Here is a 16,906-nt window from a genome sequence, read left to right on the forward strand (position 1 = left end):
GGGGGGGGGGCGCGGGGGGGCCCCCCCCCCCGGCCGGGGGGGCGGGGGGGGGGGGGGGGGGCCGGGGCCCCCCGGCCCCGGCCCCCGCCCCCCCGGCCGGTCACCCCGCTGCGCTGGACACGCCTGCGATCAGGTGGCGCGCTCGATGTTGTCGGCGCTGGTGTTCGCGGACTTGCTGGCGTCGTTCAGCGTGTCGACCCACTTGTCGAAGGTCGGCTTCACATCGCGCCAGTCGTCCCGGAACCGGTCGGCCTTCGGACCCTTCCAGTAGCCGGAGCTGTCCGCCGTGGCCGACTGCAGGTCCTTGATCAGGAGCTGCAGGTCGTGGGCCTTGCGTGCGTACAGCTTCGACAGTTCCCGGAGCCTCGTGAGATCTGCACCGCGATCCATGGGCGTTCCTCCCCGTGTCATCAAAGGCAAGCGGACTGTCCGTTCGCAACAGTGGACGCTACAACACCACCTGCAGTTCCCGTCCACCGCTGTTGCGAATGGGATCTTCCGGTGAACGACCGGTGTGTACGGCGTGTGGCAGGGCAGGTCAGACTCCTGCCGTGGCGCGGGGGATGCGACAGTATCCTGGGGTTCCGGAGACAGCGGGGGAGAGCTGCTATGGCAAATCCTGACATACAGGAACTCAATCAGCGTGCAAGCCAGTTGAGGTCGCTGGCCGACCACATAGACGAACTCGTCGACACCGCGAAGAACCACAGCACCACCGGCATGAAGACCTGGTCGGGTCCGAACGCGGACGACGTGCGAGGCGCGCTGAGAACCTGGAAGACGAAGTGCGGCACGGTCGCGAAGACCTTGCGCGACGAGGCGCAGAAATGCTCTCAGGACGCCAAGGACTTGCAGGACAAGAAGAAGTAAGAGGCGAAGAGACCAGTGCCCTCCTTTGACAGCTCCCGTGCCCGCTTCCGTCTCGCCGACCGCCACATCGCGGTCTTCGCCCACCTCGTGGACGGTGAGACACCGCCGGAGGAGTTGACGCAGTCACTCACCGAGCTGCAACGCATCGGTCTGGTGGGCGAGGAGGGCGAACTCGCCCCGCTCCTCGGCGACCTGCTCCGCACCCTCGCCGACCCGGTCATGATGATCCAGGTGGAGATCACCGGAGCGCACGGCCCGTTGAACCACGGGGTGGTGGTCGGTCAGGACGCCGTGATCGCCCACGACGGCTGGCCGGGCGAGGAGGAGTCGGAGTACGTCTCGATCGAGCCCAACACCCTCGTCTGGGAGCTGGCCCGCAAGGTCAACCTGCACCGCGGGGAGCGGCCCGAGGAGGGCGCCCCCGAGTTCCGTGTCGGTACGACGATGGCCGCCCTGGACGCCGCCTTCGTCGCCCTGGAGGAACCGGGCCCCGACGACGACGCCACCCGCGACCTCGTCCGCACGGCACTCGTCGAGGCGGACCCCGCGCTCGCGGACCGGGACCAGACACTCACCACCCTCCGCGACCTGATCGTCTCCCTGAACGCGACCTGGCGTATCACCACGAGCTGGGACGGCGAGCACGAGGGCGAACGGGCAGCCATGGTCCGCGCCCTGGCCGTCTGGGACTGCGGCCCTCTCGGCCACTGGATCCGCGAACAGCCGGAGGAGCCGATCCTGCCCGGGCAGGTCGGCCCCGAGAGCCCGCTGGTCCTGGTGCGTTCCCACGCGGCGGAGGTCTGGCGGAAGATCACCGCCCTGATCCCCGACCGGGAGGAACTGGTCGGCGGCGGCAGCACCGCGTGACCACCGCCCACACGGTCCCCGCGGGGGCGGTGCCCCCCGCCCGCGGGCCGGGACGACGCTGGTGGCCGGCGACCCTCTGGGTCACCCTGGGCACCCCGTCGGCGCTGGCCGGCTGCGGCTGGCTCGGACAGGACGCCGGCCTGCTTGCGACGCTGCTCGGTGTGGTGGTGGCCCTGCTGGTGCTCGCCGCGGCCTGGATCCTGTGCGGCGCGAAGGCGGGCGCCGGCGTCGCTGTGTTCGGCTTCGCCTTTCTCCTTTTCGTGGGCCCCGCCCTCGGCGACTACGCGATGCGGGAGCGCGGAGTACGGCACGACGACGCCGTGATCACGGAAGTCAGTACCTACCGGGGGAAGGGCGGGGAGAGGCGCCCCGTGTGCACGGTCGCCCTCACCGACACCGACACCGACACCGACCGCGGACGCACCGTCGAAGTCGGCGACACCGGCGGCTGCACACGCGACTTCACCCCGGGCACCCACGTCACCCTCGTCGACGACCCGGAGGGCCGCCTCGCCCCACGCCTGGCCGACAAGGCCGACGGAGTCGCCCCTTACCTCCTGTGGACACTCGCCGGCCTCCTCACCGCCCTGGAGACCTGCGCCGTCTTGGGCAGACTGCACCGGCGCCGACGGCACGACGAGGCACCGCCGCATCTGAGCTGACGGCACGCTCGATCGGGTCGACGCAGGAAGCGGTCCTACACGCGATCCCCTACGAGCGCGAAGGCGAACGCAAGGCGCCGGTCGATCCAGTCGGCATGCACGGTCACCTGTTCGCTGCCCTCCGACGCCATGACCACCTCATCTCCTACCCGCCAGTCGAGCGAGCGGGGTTTGGAGCGCTGGTCACCGCCTTCGGCACCCAAGTCGGCGACTGCGCTGACGACGGTTCCGAGCAACCGGCCGGCCACACGACCGGCGATCTCCTTGGCGTCTCCGCTGACCCACTCATTGCGCCCCACGATGGCCGGGTGGCCCGGCTGCTCGATGCGCCAGGTGTGTCGCAGAGGGCGGTGCTTCGGCGGCACACGCGTGAGCTTGCCGAGGACCTGTCCTCGCCCGTCGCGCACCAGGTGGCGCTGCTCGCCCTCCTCGTCGACGGGCGGTTCCACGTGGCACAGGAGGCGACGGAGCCCGGGATCCTCGTACAGGGTGTGTTCAGGACGGGACGACAGCGCGGGTGGATGTGCCTCGGCGTTCCCCAGGAAGGCGCAGGGTGCCATGACGCGCAGAGCATCGGGTCCCTGCACCACCCGCACCGCGGGCGTTCCACGCACGGCGTACTTGCGCTTGACGGTCGCGGGGCGTTCCACGGATGAGATGACGAACGTCTGGACGTCGACCCATTCGATCGGCTCCACCGGGGGCTCGTCGACCTTCTTCCTGCCGAACGCCATGTCTGCCTCTCCAGGCCTCTCGGGGCCCTCTCCCCACGCTCGCCGAACGACTCTACCGAGACACTTCGCGGATGGCGTGGCCCGCTACGCGCTCGTCCGGGTCAGCTCGACGCCCTGCTCCGTCAGGCCCGTCACCTCGAACAGCACCCCCGCGAACTCCACCGTCTCCCCGCTGCGTACGTCCTTGTAGAGGGCGACCGGGATTCCGGCGCAGTTGGCGGCGATGCCCGCGGTGCCTGTGGTGGTGTCGACGTAGGAGGCCGTGAGGGACAGGCCCGTGGGGAAGCGCTGGACGCCGCCGTTGTCGAGGAGGGAGAGGGTGGCGCCCTTGGGCGGGAAGCCGCCCGCGGCGGTGGTCAGGACCGTGCGGTTGGTGGTGAAGCAGAGGCCGTCGTCGGCGGGGCCCTGCCGGGATTCGAGGACCTCCGGCGCGGTGGCGAGGGCCGCGCGGTCCTCGGCGGCCTTCGGCTCCAGGACCACGCGGTAGGTGCAGATCTGCCGCACGGTGTAGTCGTGGCCGGCGACGGTGAGCTCCGCTCCGGGCTCGACGTTCCACTGCCGTTGACCTGACGCGTACGTCGCGCCGTCCCGCAGTGTCGCCGTACGCTTCGTGCCGTCCGCGTCGGCTCCGGCGTACTGCACGCCGCCACCGCCGGGCAGCCGGAAGCCGCCCCCGCGCAGGACGTGCACGCCGTCGGCCGGGGCGGTCCCCACGCAGGCAGGGCCCTTGTCGCGGGCCGCGGGGCTCGCGCCGTCGCCGCCCTCGTCACCGCCGTCGGACGACGAACCGCAGCCAGCCAGCGCCAGCGCGGCCAGGGCGACGATCGCTGCCGCCGTCCCCGAAACCCCGTATCGCGTACTACTCACCGGCCTGAACACCGCTCTCTTCCTCGGCCACGACCTCGGTCGGGCGCTCCAGAACGACACGGGTGCGGTAGTCGACCTCCGCCACCCGCCATGTGTCACCGGTGATCTCCACGGTGTCGCCCGCGGTCAGTCCGTCGTACTCCACGGGCGGCCGGCCCTCGCAGCTGACCTGGATGCGGCCGTGCACCGAGGGCTGCGCGAAGACCGTCGCGACGATCCGGTGCGGGAGCCCGTCGTGCCGCACCGTGTACGGCACGTGGTACCGGAGCACCCACCGGCCGTCGAACTCGAAGGGGTACTTCACCTGGGGTCGGTCGGGCACTGCACTCACCTGTGGGGCATCGTCACGGGACATCGAAGGCCTCGGGTCCCTGGAAGTACTTGTCGAGCTGGTCCTGGCTGACGGTGATCGGAGGGTAACCCTGCACGCCCCAGGGATTGCCGAGGATGATCTTGCCGTCGTCGGTGAAGCCGCGCACGTAGTAGGCGTGGTTGCTGTGGTACGTGCTGCCCCACTCCTGCGGATGGTCCTTGTCCAGACCCTCGTCGTCCGGGGTGGAGAGGGTGACGACCTTCCCCGACTCGTACGCGCTGCGCAGCGAGTCGATGTCCTTGTCGTCGTCCTTGCCGATGCCGAGGAAGCCGCCGGACTCGAGGTCGTCGCCCTCCCGGCCGGTCAGGTAGGGGGCGGCCTTCTTCGGGTCGTCGCCCTCGATACCGCCGTACCCGCGCTCCCCCTCGCCGTCCTCCGAGTAGGTCATCGCGAAGGCCTTCTCGTAGTACGCCGGCCAGGTCTCACCGTTGCCGTACGTGCTGATCGGGTTCCCGTTCTGGTCGGTGGGCAGGTCGGAGGTCATGGTCACCCAGTGGTGATTGCCCTCCTTGTCCCAGACACGCACGCTGACCGTGCCGTTGGGGTTCTCCTTGATGCCGTCCTGGATGAACTTCGGGTCCTTCTGCGCCAGGCCGGCCAGCGAGGCGACGTACCAGCAGTCGCCGAACTGGTTCTGGCTGACGTCGTCGGCGGAGACCCCGTTCTGGAACAGCGGGTCGGAGGGAGGCGCCCAGTGGATGCCGTTGTTGGTCTGGCCGTTCTGGCTGTTGCCGCCGCTCTCGTAGGCGTCGGTGTTGGTGAACGTCGGCTGCATGCCGGGGAAGGCCGCCTGGAACTTGCCCACGTTCTCCGGACTGATCTTGGACAGCATCAGGCTCAGCGTGTCCCGGCGCGCGGTCTCGGGCAGGCCGTTGTGGTCGAACGGGCTCCAGTTGGAGTCGTCGGTGTCGGTGAGCAGCTCGTTGTAGAAGGCCAGGTCCTTGGGGGAGGCCTTCGTCATGAAGGCGTCCAGCTCGGCCGCGGTCAGGCCGTCCAGTTCCCCGGAGAACTTCTCCAGGTCCTCCCGGTTGCCGTTGCTGCCGAAGTCCTTGCCGTCCAGGGCCCGCAGGTCACGCAGAGCGGAGTCGATCTTCTTCGCGTCCGGCGGCTTCTCGTCCAGGAAGACGCTGCCGTCACTGACCGGGTACCCGCGCTTCTCCAGCTCCTGCAGGCCCTCCAGCTGCTTGACGCGGCGCTTCATGGACGCCTGCATGTCGCCCAGCTCGCCCTGGAGCGAACCGGGCAGGCGCCGGCGGCCGCCGAAGAACGACGGCATGGGGATCAGATCGCCGACCAGCCCCTGGAGATCGGGGTCACGGGAGGCGCTCTGCCCGGCCGGCAGGTTCTGCTGGGCGGTGGTGAGCAGGGTCGCGAGTCGGCTGTGCAGCTGCCCCGAGTGCCCGGCGAGGCTGTCGAGATCACCGGCCAGCGCCCGCAGCTTCGCGGCGTCGAAACCTCGGAAGGCCATCAGTTGCCGCCCGTCCCGGCCTTGGCCTTGTCCTTCTCCTTGGCCTGCAGGTCCAGCTCCTCCGCCTGGCTCTCCCAGCGGGTCGCGTCCGCCAGCAGGGCCGTACCCATGCCGTTGAGCGTGCGCTGCCGCTGCTGCAGGGTGCCGGTGCACTCGTCGGCGAACGGACCCTGCCAGATCGCACCCTTGTCGTCACCGGTACGGAAGCCGGCGGCGCGCGGGGAGGCCTTCTTCACCGCGTCGTCGAGATACGGCCCGAGGTGACGGGCCAGGATGCGCGCCTCGCGGGCACACTCGCGCAGCTGCTTGGCGCGCTTCTTCAACTCGGCGGCGTCCTCGCTGGGCCCCACGTCCGCATCCTCCCCCGTTCGCCTTCTCCGTACGGCGCCGGGCTCGCTCGACGGAGCCATGACACCGCTGGTGCAGCATACGGGGCGGGGGACCAGGGCCCAGGTGGGGGCGATTCGTCTCCACGGATGACGCACAACCACCACACTTGCGCCCCGGCCGAGGCCGGCGACGCGCCGTTCCGGCACGGGCGCGATACCCCGCCGGCCGGCTCGGAGCCCTCGCGGCCACCCTGCGACAGCCGGGCTCCGCCTGGCACCATGAGGTGATCCGCCTCCCGCGGGGCGGAGCCGGTGATCGACGGACGGGGGACAGGCATGGCGTTCCGAGGGGCGGACCCCGAGGATCTGGAGCATCTGGCGAAGCTGCTGGACGGGCGTGGTGGGACGGCGGAGCGTCTCGACGAGGCTTTTACCCGGGCGTCCCGGCTGGGGGTGAGCGGGCAGCTGGCGGTACTGAAGCCGATGCGGGCGTGGTCGGCCGACGGGGCCAGGGACCTGCGCAAGCGTGCCGTGATCCTGCGGCTGGAGAACGGTGATCCGACGGCGGGCCTGCTGTGGGCGGGGTTCACGGCGGAGGACCTGGAGAAGTACCAGGGCGAGGGGATCAAGCCGGAGACGCTGCTGTTGGCCAACTCGGTGGCGGCGAGCGGTGATCCGGCGGCGAAGGATCTGGCGCGGCAGCCGGGGGAGAAGCTCGGCGACTGGGTGGCCCGGCTGGAGGCGCACGCGCTGTCGAAGATCCCCGGTCTGGAGCCGCACGAGGAGACCCTGACCGAGATGATCAAGTTCGGCAGCGACGCGTTCAACGTCGCCGCCGCGGCCCAGGTCGTGGGCGCGACCGGTTTCTCGGGAACCAAGGTCCTGCTGGGCAACGCGATCAAGACCGGCAAGCTCGGTCCGATGAAGGACGCCCTCGCCGCCCGGTGGACCGCGCCCGGCAGCAACCCCCTCCTGAACTGGGCGGGCACCAAGCTGGGCAACTACAACCCGCCGATCCGCTCGCTGTCCGCGCCGGGCAGCTGGTTCCCCGGTCAGCTCGGCAACATGGCCTCCCGGAGTCAGACGTACCAGCGGGTCGCCAACGTCCCCCTGAGCTCCGGCTTCCTCGGTGACCGCTGGGGCGGCGGATGGGACATGCTGCGCCGACGCGGGTTCATGAACGCCAAGCTGCTGGGCGTCACTCCCAACCAGGCCATCAACTTCTTCGCCGGGTCGGACGACCTGGCCCGCATGTACGGCGGGCTGACCCACTCCGGGCAGGCGGTCACCCGCGCGGGGCAGGCCAGCCTCATCACCGTGGGCAAGGCGGGAGGGTTCGGCGCGGCGGCGAAGACCGCGGGACTGTGGCGAGGGGCCGGAATCGTCGGGTCGGCTGGCGCGACGGCGTTCTCGGTGGCCAACATCGCCACGATGGACCACGGGAAGGAGTGGGAGAAGAGCAAGGCCGGCTACCTGGCCAACTACGCGGAGGTCGGGTTCAACGCCTCCCTGACCGCCGCTATGGTCGCCCCCACCCCCCTCACCATCGGCCTCGCCGTGGGCACCGGCATCGTCTACGGCGGACTGAAGGTCGTCGAGCACTGGGACGACATCACGGAAGGCGCCGAGAAGGCCGCCGACTGGGTGGGCGACAAGGCGAGCGACATCGGCGGCGACATCGCCGACGGCGCCAAGAAGCTGGGCAGCGCCCTCAACCCGTTCGACTAGCCCCTACATAGGAAACGAGCACCTCACCGCCATGGAGACGAGTAGCGAGCCCCTGAAGTTCGAGCTGTCGCCGTACACGGACCGGCCCAAGAAGGCGTTGCCCACGACCGGCATCAGGGGAGACGTGGGCCGCTTCGGAGCCGTGGCGGTGGAACGCTGCCCGTTGCACCGGCCGCAGGCGAAGGGCATGGACACCGTCCGGCTGACCGGCCCCGCCTTCCCGGAGACGGTCTTCCGGGGCAAGCGCAGGTCGGGGATGCCCTCCCTCTTCAAGGCCGAGCTCACCCTGGACGGCGGCCCCGCCGAGCTCCGCTTCAACCCCCGGGCCCTGCGCAGGGAGGACCGGGCCCTGCGCATCGCCTACGAGGGCCGGGAGTACGTCTACTCCGTGGAGGGCCTGGGCAAGGCGAAGGTCCTGGAGCGGGAGGGCGTCCGGGTCTCGATGCAGCCCGGCCGGTTCGTCCCGTCGGCCGGAACCGGCACCACGGGCACCGCCACCGGACCGGCCGACGCCGTGGACCTGGCGATCGCCATCGTGCTGGAACAGGTGGACACCGACGTCCTCACCCTCGGCGGCGCCGCGCTGTCCTCCCCGTTCGCCCTGATGCAGCACTTCTCGGACCGGGCGGAGTAGGACCGGGCGGAGTAGCTGCCCCGGCGAGGCCTCGGGAATGGCCGGGCGTCACTGGAAGATCTCGAGCCAGCCCAGCGACCTGCCGAAGAAGGCGCGCACCGCTCCACCCCGGGTGAGGTTGCGGGTGTTGACGCCGCACATCACGGCGGCGAGGGCGAGATCGGTGGCGTCCGCCGGGCCCAGAACGGTGAAGGTGGCCTTCCTCCGCGACCCCTTGCCGTGCCGGCGCGTACGAATCTCCACACCGTCCCGGACCAGGGCGCGGTCCCGGTGCCGGGCGCTGGTCGCGAAGTAGCGGTACTCCCGCCCGGCGACCCGCATCCGCAGGGCACGCCCGGCTCTGGTCTGCGCCCAGCGGTTGCGCTTGAGGCGGATGCCGTCCCGGCCGACACTGAGCCGTCCACTGAAGAGCGAGGGCTTCCGTCCGTAGGCCCATCCGTCGAACGAGGTCGTGGGAACGGTGTCCCCCCGGACCTCCGCCACGTGACGGTCCCCGTGCCGTCGCGCCGGGTAGGTCACCTCGATCCGCCCGAACTCGCCCGCCGTCCCCCGGTACCCGAACTTCCAGGTGAGCCGGTGACCCGAACGGTCCTCCCAGTGGTCGAGGCTGTACGTGTGCGGTTGCATGCTTCCTTCCCTTCGCGCATCTCGCCGAGGGCGTGCCCGGGGTTCAACCCCGCGGGCTCTCGGAACCCCGCCGGGCCCGTGTCAGGGCGTCCAGCAGAGCCTCGCGGTCGTGGGTGGCGATCAGCAGCGCCTCGCCCTCATCCGTCTCGACCACGATCTGGTGCATGCCCATCGGCACGCCCCAGCCGCCACCCATGATCCGCGGCGGCCCGATCACGTGGCTGCTCCGCCGCAACTCCGCGAGCTCCGCACGGGACCGCGAGGCGAGGAGCGCCGCGAACTCAGCGTCTGTGGGCTGCTCGCGGGCCTCGCGAATCGACTCGACCGACAACGCCGCCACCGCGACCGTCTCCCGTCCCACGGTCAATCGACCGTCCTGAATGCGGACTTTGTAGTAGATGCGCTTGGAGATCGGCACACTATTGAACACGAGCCCGAGAAACGTCGAGAACCCGAGAACGACGAACCAGACCGTGCTGTCGTGGGGGAGCAGGACGCTGCCCTGATAGGCCACCCATGCGGCCAGAACCACTGACGTGGTGACGGCCCAGCGCATGGGCAGCTTCTCACGGTACGTCACCGCCCGCCCGAGCGGTGCGCCGGCCGCGCTCGCCCCATGGTCCCCCGCCCGTCCCACGACGGCTCCCTCCCCTCACGCCGAGCTTCGCTGGGGGCAGGTTACCCAGGCGCACTCCCGGGCTGCGTGGAGTGGCCGACCGCAGCGGCCCGGTCCCGGTGGTGGCGCGGCTGCTCTTCACGCGGTTGCAAAGATGAACTCCTCACGGTCACCGGGTCGTCACATCGGCCCCTCGGCTGACTCACGGCACTTCGATTGCCTTTGCTTTACTGTTCCATGACGCGGCAACCGGCACGGGGCGCGAGATCAGGCGCCAACGGGGCCCCGTTCCGCCCATGTCGGATTCACGGCATGTGCGGGGAATGGCCGTGGCCGGGAGAACGGGCGCCGTCGGAGTGAACCGAGGACAGGAAGGTGTCAAGCGAATGAGCGGGGTTTCCTTTGAGCTCCAACGCGCGGCATCCACCCGAGGGCGCAAGGGTGAGATCTATTCGTGGATCGGCGAGGTGAGCGGTCTCGGCCGTATCGAGCTGAGCTTCCCCACGGAACACAGTGACTACCCGGCGGAGTACTGCGAAGTGGCGGTGACCGGAGACAGCTTCCCGCTGGTCACCTATCTTGGTCTGCGGTATTTGCGGCGACCCCTCCTCGCGCGGGGTGAGATGCGGGTCGACTGGGACCCGGCGGACTTGTCCCGCAACCTCTACTGGTGGGGACGGCGGGGGCGCGCTCTTCGTATCCAGGTCAAGGGCCGCTCGTACGAGTACGCGCAGGTCGGCGGCAAGTGCAGTCACGAGTTGAGCCGGGCCGGCGCGGGCGTCCGCATGAGGCGTTCCAGTTGGAATAATCCGCGAACACTGTCCGGGACCTGTTCCGGCGCTGCGGACTCGCTTGACATTGCTGTCGCGGTTGTTCTGGAGGCCGTGTACACACGGAATCTTTCAGCGCCCGGAGCTCTGGTCTCCATGCCGGGACGCTTTCTGAACCGGTGCAACTTCATTTGAACTCGGGGGACAGGATCTAATGCCTTCTTTGGATGCGGCACGGCGTCGACTGCGGTTGTCCGACGCTCACATCAGCGTGCTGGGACTGCTCGTCGACGAGGCCCGGATGCCGGAGGAGCTGACACAAGCGCAGGCCGAACTGCGGGACGCGGGGCTCATCGACAACGAGAAGATCGTCGCCGATCTCTACCCGCTCGTTTCCACACTCATGGCGCCGCGCGTCATTGCGCGCGTCGAAGTGACTGGACCGCAGGGGGTCACCAGCAACGGGGCCGTCATCGGTGATGAGTTCATCTTCATCCACGAGGCCTGGCCCGGTGCAGCGGAGTCGGAGTACGTTCCCGCGGAACCCGAGACCCTGGTGTGGTCACTGGCGAGAATGGTGGACCTGCACCGTGACCTCACTGGTGAGGCCGACAGCGGTGAGACGATCGCATCCACCATGGGCATGTTCGACCAGGTCGTCACACGCATGGAGGCGGGCGGGTCCGAGGAGCCGGAGGCCGTCGCAGAGACGACCGGTGCTCCCTTGCGTCTCACCGAGATCCTCGCGGAACTGAACTGCATGTGGCGTATGACGGTGGTCTGGCAGGGCGGCGGGGAGGCGACGGGGCCCGACGGACTGTCGGTGTCGGCGCTGTGGGTCTGGGACTGCGGGATCGAGGGCTACTGGCTGCGGGAACTGCCCGCCGAGCCGGTCAGCGACGGCGACGTGGACGAGAGCAGCGAGCTGCGGGTACGGCGTACCTCGGCCAAGGAACTCTGGCGCATGATCACGGACTTGCTTCCTGACGAGACGCAGCTCGCAGCCGCTCGTCCGTCGGCTTACTGAGCCCGGAGCAGGCGAATCTCGGCACCGCTCGGGTTCCTTCCAGAGTTTCCGCGTGCCGTTTTACCGAGCGAGACCGCGTGCAGGGCACGGCTGACGAAAACGGGGACAGATGAGCGACAGTTCGAAGCGAATGGCCAACCCGTCGGACCTCGAGCACTTGGCGAAGCTGTTCGACGGCAGGGGACATATCAAGGACAAGCTGGACGAGGCCTTCACCCGGGCCTCTCGGCTGGGCGTCGGGGACAAGCTGGCAGCCATCAGGCCGATGCAGTCCTGGACCGGCGATACGGCCGTGGACCTGCGGCGACGTGCGGCGATTCTGCGGGCTGAAAAGGGCGACCCCAAAGCCGCAGCGCTGTATGCGGGTTTCAAGCCGGAGGACCTCAAGGGTCTGTCCCTACCGCCGGACGCGATGTTGATAGCGAACGCGTCCATCGCCAGTGGCGACAAGTTCGATGCCGCCTGGCTGAAGCGCAAGCCCGGCGAGACGTACCAGGACTGGTTGCAGCGCATCCCGGGAGACGCTGTCGCCAAGGTCAGCGGCGACGAGAATCTCGGCGAGGTGGTCGGTGACTACATCGAACTGACCGCCCTGGCGTCCACGGTCCCGGGCGCCTTCAAGATGGCGACCCTGGGCACTCTCAGTCTGGTCAAGCGGTTCAAGCACGGTGACTTCATGAAAGCGCCGGGCACCACTCTCGCGCAGATCCTCAAGGGGCGTCCGCCGTCCCTGCTGCCGGCTCGCATAGCCAGGTTGGGCGCTCAGATCGGCCGGAGCACACCCACGGTCGTCCTCGACGTCCTGACCGGCTCGGACAAGCTCGCTCAGCTCCATGGCGGAAGGCTGTATGCCTGGGAGGCCAACCTCCTCAGGGTGGGCAACAACGTCGGTAAGGCCTCCCGGGTGGCGGGCGCCAGCCGTCTGGGGGCGCTGAAGTCCGGCGCGGGCGCTGCGTTGCGTACCGCCGGCTGGTGGCGGGCCGCCGGTATCGGCGGCAGCGCGGTGTCCACGGTGATCGGGGCGTACGACGTCTACCAGGAGGGCAACCCGGTAGAGGCCTTCAAGAGGGACAAGGCCGGTTACGTCTCGAAGGTGTCCGGCGTGGCCTTCAACGCGTCGCTCACCGCGGCCATGGTCGCCCCCAACCCGATCACGATCGGGGCGGCCGTCGTCACCGGCGCGGTCTACGGTGTCTCCTCCATCGTGGACAACTGGGACACGGTCAAGCAGTTCCCCGGCAAGGTCGCGGACGCAGGAGCATGGGCGGGGAAGAAGGTGGCGGAGGGCGCCGGAAAGCTGGCGGACGGCGCCAAGAAGCTGGGCAGCGCGCTCAATCCGTTCGATTGACCCACCGCGACAGTCGGCGCTACAGCCAAGGTGGACCATGTCCCAAGGATCGTTCGAACTGCGACGTCTCACCAACTCCGTGACGTCACAGATCCAGCACCACGTGACGTTCTGGCGTGGCGAGGTGGGCGGGCTGGGCACCGTCGAGCTCGTGGTCCCCGCCCTGGAGGTCGTGCCGGTCGCGGACCAGACGCGAACCTGCGGCGCGATGGTAGTTGGAGAGAGCGTCCCGACCTCCTACTTCACCGGCATGCCGTACGGCGGGCGGCCCCGGCTGGCCTCGGGGCGGCTGAACGTCGCGGGGCAGCAGGCCGCCTTCGAGCGCAGCGCCCTGAGCACCAGCCGACAGGGGCGGGCCCTGCGGATCCGGGCCGTGGGCCGGGAGTACCGGTACGTCGAGACGCGCGGCCGGCGGCACCACGTGCTCGAGCGCGCCGAGGCCCGGATCGAGATGGCCCGCTCCGGCTGGGCCCGCCCCGACGTCCTCTCCGGCACCCCGCACGGCGCCGTGGACTCCATCGACATCAGCCTCGCCGTCCTCTTCGAGGGCGTGTACACCCGCAACCTGTCACTGAGCGGGGCACTGCTCTCGGGACCGGGACGGCTGGCGGACCGGTTGGGGGGATAGGAGGTCCGTCAATCGACAGTAGGTTCGTTCCGCCGGGGGCTGTAAAGCAGTCTGTTGAGAGTCTCGGATACTGCACCGACCGTGGTCAGTTCGAGGGTGTCGACGCCTTCGAACACCACGGCCAAGGCCAGATCGAGCGAGTCGACCTCACCCGTGGCGGCGCCGAAGCTACTCATTCCCTTACCGGCGGTACTCTTCGCTCGGTTCAGTGTCACCGCAACGCCGGGGCGGCGCAAGGTGGCACCTTTGCCGTGAGAAGTGACGCAGTATTCATAAACTCGTTCCTGACAGATCAGGCGGAGGGCGCGTGAGGAATTACTCAAACCCTTGCTGTTGTAACTCATCTCACAGAGATGCCCGTCAGCTGTAAGTCGGGAGTTCTTGAGCGTCGGCCGACCGGGGCCCACCGTTCGGTAGGTGACTTCCGGCATCCTGTCCCCCCGCAGGCGTACCTCGCAGTGAACTCCTGGTGTCTTGCTGAACCCCTTCCTGCGCTCAACCTCTACCGTCACTTCCCCAAAGCCCCCGACGACCCCGCTGTGGCCGTACACCTTCTTTAGGAAGAAGGGTGTGAGCTCGAAACTGAAATCTGTCATCTTTCCTTCCGGTTGGGATCGGCTTCGCTTCAGAACCAGCTCATGGGATTGGCCGCTTTGGCGATGCTCTTTGCGCCGTCTGCAATTCCTTCCCCGGCCTTGGTCAGTTTGTTGCCCGCCCAATCGGCCGCCTTGCCGGCGCCGGCCTTGATCTCCGGCCAGTGCTCAACCACCTTCGCCCCGCCGTACACGAGGCCTGTGCCAACTGTCAGGCCGATGGTCAGAGGGGTCGGGGCCACCATCGCTGCGGTCAGTGAGGCATTGAACCCGACTTCCGCGACATCGGCGACGTAGCCGGCGCCCTTCCGCTTGAAGGCTTCCGCGGGGTTGCCCTGCGCCGCAACGTTTGCGGCACTGAGGCCCGTCGAGAGAGCGCTCGTGCCGATACCCGCGACGCGGAAGACTCCGGCCGTTTTCCCGGCTGCGCCGAGTCCCTTCAACAGAGGGGATGCGGTCTTACCTGCGGCAATGACCGATGGCCGCGCGTTACTCAGCTTCTGGAAGTGAGCAGCGGTTCGGGCGACCCGCAGAAGGTTCGCGTTGCCGGCGCGAGCGACGAATGCGCCGGAGTGGGTCAGTCCGCCGTAGCGTATGGCCAGCGCGTCGGAACCGACCAGTGTGTTGATGCCCCTGGTGACCAGTGGGGAGCGCACCACTGGAAGCCTTCGGAAGGCGTCCCAGGCGTGGCCCAACGCCGTCGACCGCATCGTCGCAGTGAACGGAACTCTACTGACACTTCTGTAGGCGGAGCTTCGAGTGAATGCATTGCCCAACTGACCGGGGAGCCAGCTACCGGGCGCGGCAAGGGATCGCAGTTCACCGGTCGGCAGCCTGACCAGTCTGTGGCCGGCCATTGCACGCAGCGCGCCCCCGCGGCTCCACCAGTTGGATTCGATGGCGCCTCGCAGCCAGCCGCTGTACCAGGAATTCCGGAACAGGACATTGGTCATGCCGGCCCCCGAGGCGAGCGTCACCCCGCCGATCTTGACCATGCTTGCGGCATCGCCGACGTCAGTCAGGAACGTCGCGATCCCCTTCTCGCCGATCCTCTCGAGCCCGGGAACCTTGGCGAGATAGTGAGCCTCGATGCGGGCCAGCCATTCGCTGTACGTTTCCCGAGGGCCCCGCTCGAAGAGCTCGTCGGCTCGCACCAGTTGGGCTCGTCTGCGAAGATCGGTCGGCGTCTCCACGACCCAGGCCCGCATCGGTCTGATGGGGGCAAGCTTGTCGGAGACACCGAGGCTGGAGGCCCGTCGGAATGCTTCGTCGAGCTTGTCCGCCAGGCCCCCTCTCCCGTCCAGGAGCTTGGCGAGGTGGTCGAGGTCGTCCGGGTTGACGGTCCGCATCGTGGCCCCCCCTGGTCATGCGCCTGCGGCAGCGAGTTCGGCCGAGTCCGGCAGCAGGTCGGTCAGCATGTCCCAGATCTCGCCGACGCTGGATCGTACGACCGTCAGGATGCTCTCGGGGCCGACCTGCCCGTCCTCGGTCGGTTCCTGGGGCCGGGTGCGCAGCCAGTAGCCGTGGCGACCGCAGTCCCACACCGTGATGCTCCGCAGCGCCTGGCCGCCCCGCTTGTCCTCCCAGGCCGCGGTGACGCTCCACGACGAGTCCATGGAGAGGACCAGATCGACGAGGTCCGAGAGCTGTGGTTCGGCAAGGACTGCTGGTGCGGAGAGGGCTTCGAGCGCAATCGCTTTCGCGGTCGCCGGGTCGTCGGAAGTGCCCTCCACGGCCTTGAACATCTCGTCGAGCACCCCCATGGTCGTCTTGATCTCGGAGACCGTGGTGGTGTCCGAATCGTCGAGGGCGACGCGCCGCAGCTTGACCTTGCGGGCCATCTCCCACACCAGCGTCTGCGGCTCGATGGGGACGTACTCCGACTCTTCCTCACCCGGCCACGCGTCGTGAGAGAAGACGGAGTTCCGTCCGACGACCAGGCCGTGGGTCAGCAGGCCGTGCCGGCCGGTGACCTCGGCTTGGATCAGCACCACCGGACGGGCCAAGGTGGTCAGGAGCTCCCGCAGGATCGGTGCGAGCTCTCCCTCCGGGCCGACGAGGCCGGCCCGCTGCAACTCGGTCAGGGAGTGGTGGAGCTCCGCGGGTGGGACTTCCTTGTCCAGCAGGTGGGCGAAGACGGCGATGTGGCGGTCGGCGAACTTGAAGCGGCCCCGGGAACTGTCGAAGGAAGGCATGTCACGCAGTTTCCCGCACGCTGTGTTGCACGTGCTCAGCGGCGCTGGACCGAAGGCGTCACCGCGTGGGCCAGCGCGGTGAGGAAGGCCGTGCGGTCGCGGGTGGCGACGCGGAGGGGTTCGGCCCCGTGGGTGCGGAGCACGACGCTGTCCATACCCATCGGCACGCTCCAGCCGCCGCCGACCAGGCGGGGTTCGCCGTGGTCGGCAGTGCGGAGGCCGGGCACGGGGGCGTCCACGGCGTTCAGGGATGTCGCGTACTGCTCGCGAAGGGTGGGGTACGTGGCCTGGGCGGCCGCCTGCACGGACGCCGGGTCGAGGGCCGTGAGCGGGATGCGCTCACGGCCGACACGGAGGGTCTCCTCGTCGACCTGGATGCGGTGGTAGACGAACTTCGAGAACGGAACGGCGAGGCAGGGCAGCAACAGCAGGAGGAAGAGCGCGCACATGCCGAGCCACAGGCCGAACTCGTCGGGGATCGTGTCCAGTCCCATGTACGCCATACCGGCCGCATACGCGGCGATGCAGATCGCCGACCAGGTCTTCGGGGTCTTCTCTACGTAACGCATT

The 16,906-nt window shown here is 68.9% G+C and carries 21 protein-coding genes; 9 read left to right on the forward strand and 12 right to left on the reverse strand.

The genetic code is table 11. The annotated features are described in order from the left end of the window. Positions 1 to 129: 129 nt before the first annotated feature. Positions 130 to 390 (reverse strand): WXG100 family type VII secretion target, encoded by a 261-nt coding sequence (locus tag ACGF5T_RS00005; protein WP_366768461.1) that lies wholly within the window; start codon positions 388 to 390, stop codon positions 130 to 132. Positions 391 to 609: 219 nt separating this feature from the next. Here ACGF5T_RS00005 and ACGF5T_RS00010 point away from each other — a divergent pair, with 219 nt between their 5' ends. Genes ACGF5T_RS00010 through ACGF5T_RS00020 form a run of 3 tightly spaced genes read left to right on the forward strand, consistent with a single transcriptional unit; the run spans position 610 to position 2,399 of the window. Then, on the forward strand, positions 610 to 870 hold the full coding sequence (locus ACGF5T_RS00010) for a hypothetical protein (RefSeq protein WP_366768462.1): 261 nt from the start codon (positions 610 to 612) through the stop codon (positions 868 to 870). A 15-nt stretch (positions 871 to 885) separates the two neighbouring features. After that, entirely contained in the window at positions 886 to 1,737 is an 852-nt protein-coding gene (locus ACGF5T_RS00015) for a hypothetical protein (protein ID WP_366768463.1), read from the forward strand. Beyond that, on the forward strand, positions 1,734 to 2,399 hold the full coding sequence (locus tag ACGF5T_RS00020; RefSeq protein ID WP_366768464.1) for a hypothetical protein: 666 nt from the start codon (positions 1,734 to 1,736) through the stop codon (positions 2,397 to 2,399). Before ACGF5T_RS00015 ends, ACGF5T_RS00020 begins: the two co-directional genes overlap by 4 nt. 35 nt (positions 2,400 to 2,434) lie before the next feature. Here the strand turns inward: ACGF5T_RS00020 and ACGF5T_RS00025 are convergent, their stop codons facing one another. The 5 genes from ACGF5T_RS00025 to ACGF5T_RS00045 form a co-directional block, all read right to left on the reverse strand. Further along, a complete protein-coding gene (locus tag ACGF5T_RS00025; protein ID WP_366768465.1) occupies positions 2,435 to 3,133 on the reverse strand; it encodes a hypothetical protein in 699 nt (232 codons plus the stop codon). Positions 3,134 to 3,217: 84 nt separating this feature from the next. Next, entirely contained in the window at positions 3,218 to 4,000 is a 783-nt protein-coding gene (locus tag ACGF5T_RS00030) for a hypothetical protein (RefSeq protein ID WP_366768466.1), read from the reverse strand. Then, positions 3,993 to 4,322, reverse strand: coding sequence for a hypothetical protein (locus ACGF5T_RS00035; protein WP_366768467.1), 330 nt, complete (start codon positions 4,320 to 4,322; stop codon positions 3,993 to 3,995). Before ACGF5T_RS00035 ends, ACGF5T_RS00030 begins: the two co-directional genes overlap by 8 nt. Positions 4,323 to 4,344: 22 nt before the next feature. After that, positions 4,345 to 5,841: a C2 family cysteine protease gene (locus ACGF5T_RS00040; protein ID WP_366768468.1), complete on the reverse strand. Its 1,497-nt coding sequence runs from the start codon at positions 5,839 to 5,841 to the stop codon at positions 4,345 to 4,347. Further along, positions 5,841 to 6,191: a hypothetical protein gene (locus tag ACGF5T_RS00045; RefSeq protein ID WP_366768469.1), complete on the reverse strand. Its 351-nt coding sequence runs from the start codon at positions 6,189 to 6,191 to the stop codon at positions 5,841 to 5,843. The genes ACGF5T_RS00040 and ACGF5T_RS00045 overlap by 1 nt, the downstream gene beginning before the upstream one ends. 315 nt (positions 6,192 to 6,506) lie before the next feature. Between ACGF5T_RS00045 and ACGF5T_RS00050 the strand changes: the two genes are divergently transcribed. Further along, positions 6,507 to 7,898, forward strand: a complete 1,392-nt coding sequence (locus tag ACGF5T_RS00050) for a PE-PGRS family protein (RefSeq protein WP_366768470.1) — start codon at positions 6,507 to 6,509, stop codon at positions 7,896 to 7,898. A gap of 31 nt (positions 7,899 to 7,929) precedes the next feature. Continuing rightward, positions 7,930 to 8,532: a hypothetical protein gene (locus tag ACGF5T_RS00055; protein WP_366768471.1), complete on the forward strand. Its 603-nt coding sequence runs from the start codon at positions 7,930 to 7,932 to the stop codon at positions 8,530 to 8,532. Between the two features lie 48 nt (positions 8,533 to 8,580). Here the strand turns inward: ACGF5T_RS00055 and ACGF5T_RS00060 are convergent, their stop codons facing one another. Next, entirely contained in the window at positions 8,581 to 9,159 is a 579-nt protein-coding gene (locus ACGF5T_RS00060) for a hypothetical protein (RefSeq protein ID WP_366768472.1), read from the reverse strand. A gap of 43 nt (positions 9,160 to 9,202) precedes the next feature. After that, on the reverse strand, positions 9,203 to 9,715 hold the full coding sequence (locus tag ACGF5T_RS00065) for a hypothetical protein (RefSeq protein ID WP_366768473.1): 513 nt from the start codon (positions 9,713 to 9,715) through the stop codon (positions 9,203 to 9,205). Between the two features lie 446 nt (positions 9,716 to 10,161). On the opposite strand from ACGF5T_RS00065, the gene ACGF5T_RS00070 reads away from it, so the two are divergent. From ACGF5T_RS00070 to ACGF5T_RS00085, 4 genes are all read left to right on the forward strand, one after another. After that, on the forward strand, positions 10,162 to 10,740 hold the full coding sequence (locus ACGF5T_RS00070; protein WP_366768474.1) for a hypothetical protein: 579 nt from the start codon (positions 10,162 to 10,164) through the stop codon (positions 10,738 to 10,740). 76 nt (positions 10,741 to 10,816) lie between these two features. Further along, positions 10,817 to 11,572: a hypothetical protein gene (locus ACGF5T_RS00075; RefSeq protein WP_366768475.1), complete on the forward strand. Its 756-nt coding sequence runs from the start codon at positions 10,817 to 10,819 to the stop codon at positions 11,570 to 11,572. A 109-nt stretch (positions 11,573 to 11,681) separates the two neighbouring features. Further along, positions 11,682 to 12,920 (forward strand): mucin-2, encoded by a 1,239-nt coding sequence (locus ACGF5T_RS00080; RefSeq protein ID WP_366768476.1) that lies wholly within the window; start codon positions 11,682 to 11,684, stop codon positions 12,918 to 12,920. Between the two features lie 37 nt (positions 12,921 to 12,957). Beyond that, positions 12,958 to 13,548, forward strand: a complete 591-nt coding sequence (locus tag ACGF5T_RS00085; protein ID WP_366768477.1) for a hypothetical protein — start codon at positions 12,958 to 12,960, stop codon at positions 13,546 to 13,548. Between the two features lie 8 nt (positions 13,549 to 13,556). Here ACGF5T_RS00085 and ACGF5T_RS00090 read toward each other — a convergent pair whose 3' ends face one another. The 4 genes from ACGF5T_RS00090 to ACGF5T_RS00105 are packed head-to-tail and all read right to left on the reverse strand — an operon-like array spanning position 13,557 to position 16,905. Then, the gene (locus ACGF5T_RS00090) at positions 13,557 to 14,144 is read right to left on the reverse strand and encodes a hypothetical protein (protein WP_366768478.1); all 588 of its coding nucleotides are present in this window, start codon (positions 14,142 to 14,144) and stop codon (positions 13,557 to 13,559) included. A gap of 29 nt (positions 14,145 to 14,173) precedes the next feature. Beyond that, a complete protein-coding gene (locus ACGF5T_RS00095; RefSeq protein WP_366768479.1) occupies positions 14,174 to 15,490 on the reverse strand; it encodes a PE-PGRS family protein in 1,317 nt (438 codons plus the stop codon). Positions 15,491 to 15,505: 15 nt separating this feature from the next. Then, on the reverse strand, positions 15,506 to 16,336 hold the full coding sequence (locus ACGF5T_RS00100) for a hypothetical protein (protein ID WP_366768480.1): 831 nt from the start codon (positions 16,334 to 16,336) through the stop codon (positions 15,506 to 15,508). Positions 16,337 to 16,371: 35 nt separating this feature from the next. Continuing rightward, positions 16,372 to 16,905, reverse strand: coding sequence for a DUF3093 family protein (locus ACGF5T_RS00105; RefSeq protein ID WP_366768481.1), 534 nt, complete (start codon positions 16,903 to 16,905; stop codon positions 16,372 to 16,374). Between the last annotated feature and the right edge of the window lies 1 nt (position 16,906).

Origin of the sequence: Streptomyces sp. NPDC047853 (assembly GCF_043204535.1) — a bacterium.
In the GTDB taxonomy this organism is placed as follows: Bacteria; Actinomycetota; Actinomycetes; order Streptomycetales; family Streptomycetaceae; genus Streptomyces.

Excerpts from the sequence above, each read along its gene's own strand:
- ACGF5T_RS00100 (WP_366768480.1), bottom strand. The coding sequence starts at position 16,336 with ATGCCTTCCTTCGACAGTTCCCGGGGCCGCTTCAAGTTCGCCGACCGC.
- ACGF5T_RS00010 (WP_366768462.1), top strand. The coding sequence starts at position 610 with ATGGCAAATCCTGACATACAGGAACTCAATCAGCGTGCAAGCCAGTTG.
- ACGF5T_RS00085 (WP_366768477.1), top strand. The coding sequence starts at position 12,958 with ATGTCCCAAGGATCGTTCGAACTGCGACGTCTCACCAACTCCGTGACG.
- ACGF5T_RS00090 (WP_366768478.1), bottom strand. The coding sequence starts at position 14,144 with ATGACAGATTTCAGTTTCGAGCTCACACCCTTCTTCCTAAAGAAGGTG.
- ACGF5T_RS00055 (WP_366768471.1), top strand. The coding sequence starts at position 7,930 with ATGGAGACGAGTAGCGAGCCCCTGAAGTTCGAGCTGTCGCCGTACACG.
- ACGF5T_RS00040 (WP_366768468.1), bottom strand. The coding sequence starts at position 5,841 with ATGGCCTTCCGAGGTTTCGACGCCGCGAAGCTGCGGGCGCTGGCCGGT.
- ACGF5T_RS00005 (WP_366768461.1), bottom strand. The coding sequence starts at position 390 with ATGGATCGCGGTGCAGATCTCACGAGGCTCCGGGAACTGTCGAAGCTG.
- ACGF5T_RS00050 (WP_366768470.1), top strand. The coding sequence starts at position 6,507 with ATGGCGTTCCGAGGGGCGGACCCCGAGGATCTGGAGCATCTGGCGAAG.
- ACGF5T_RS00025 (WP_366768465.1), bottom strand. The coding sequence starts at position 3,133 with ATGGCGTTCGGCAGGAAGAAGGTCGACGAGCCCCCGGTGGAGCCGATC.
- ACGF5T_RS00095 (WP_366768479.1), bottom strand. The coding sequence starts at position 15,490 with ATGCGGACCGTCAACCCGGACGACCTCGACCACCTCGCCAAGCTCCTG.
- ACGF5T_RS00070 (WP_366768474.1), top strand. The coding sequence starts at position 10,162 with ATGAGCGGGGTTTCCTTTGAGCTCCAACGCGCGGCATCCACCCGAGGG.
- ACGF5T_RS00060 (WP_366768472.1), bottom strand. The coding sequence starts at position 9,159 with ATGCAACCGCACACGTACAGCCTCGACCACTGGGAGGACCGTTCGGGT.
- ACGF5T_RS00105 (WP_366768481.1), bottom strand. The coding sequence starts at position 16,905 with ATGCGTTACGTAGAGAAGACCCCGAAGACCTGGTCGGCGATCTGCATC.
- ACGF5T_RS00080 (WP_366768476.1), top strand. The coding sequence starts at position 11,682 with ATGAGCGACAGTTCGAAGCGAATGGCCAACCCGTCGGACCTCGAGCAC.
- ACGF5T_RS00065 (WP_366768473.1), bottom strand. The coding sequence starts at position 9,715 with ATGCGCTGGGCCGTCACCACGTCAGTGGTTCTGGCCGCATGGGTGGCC.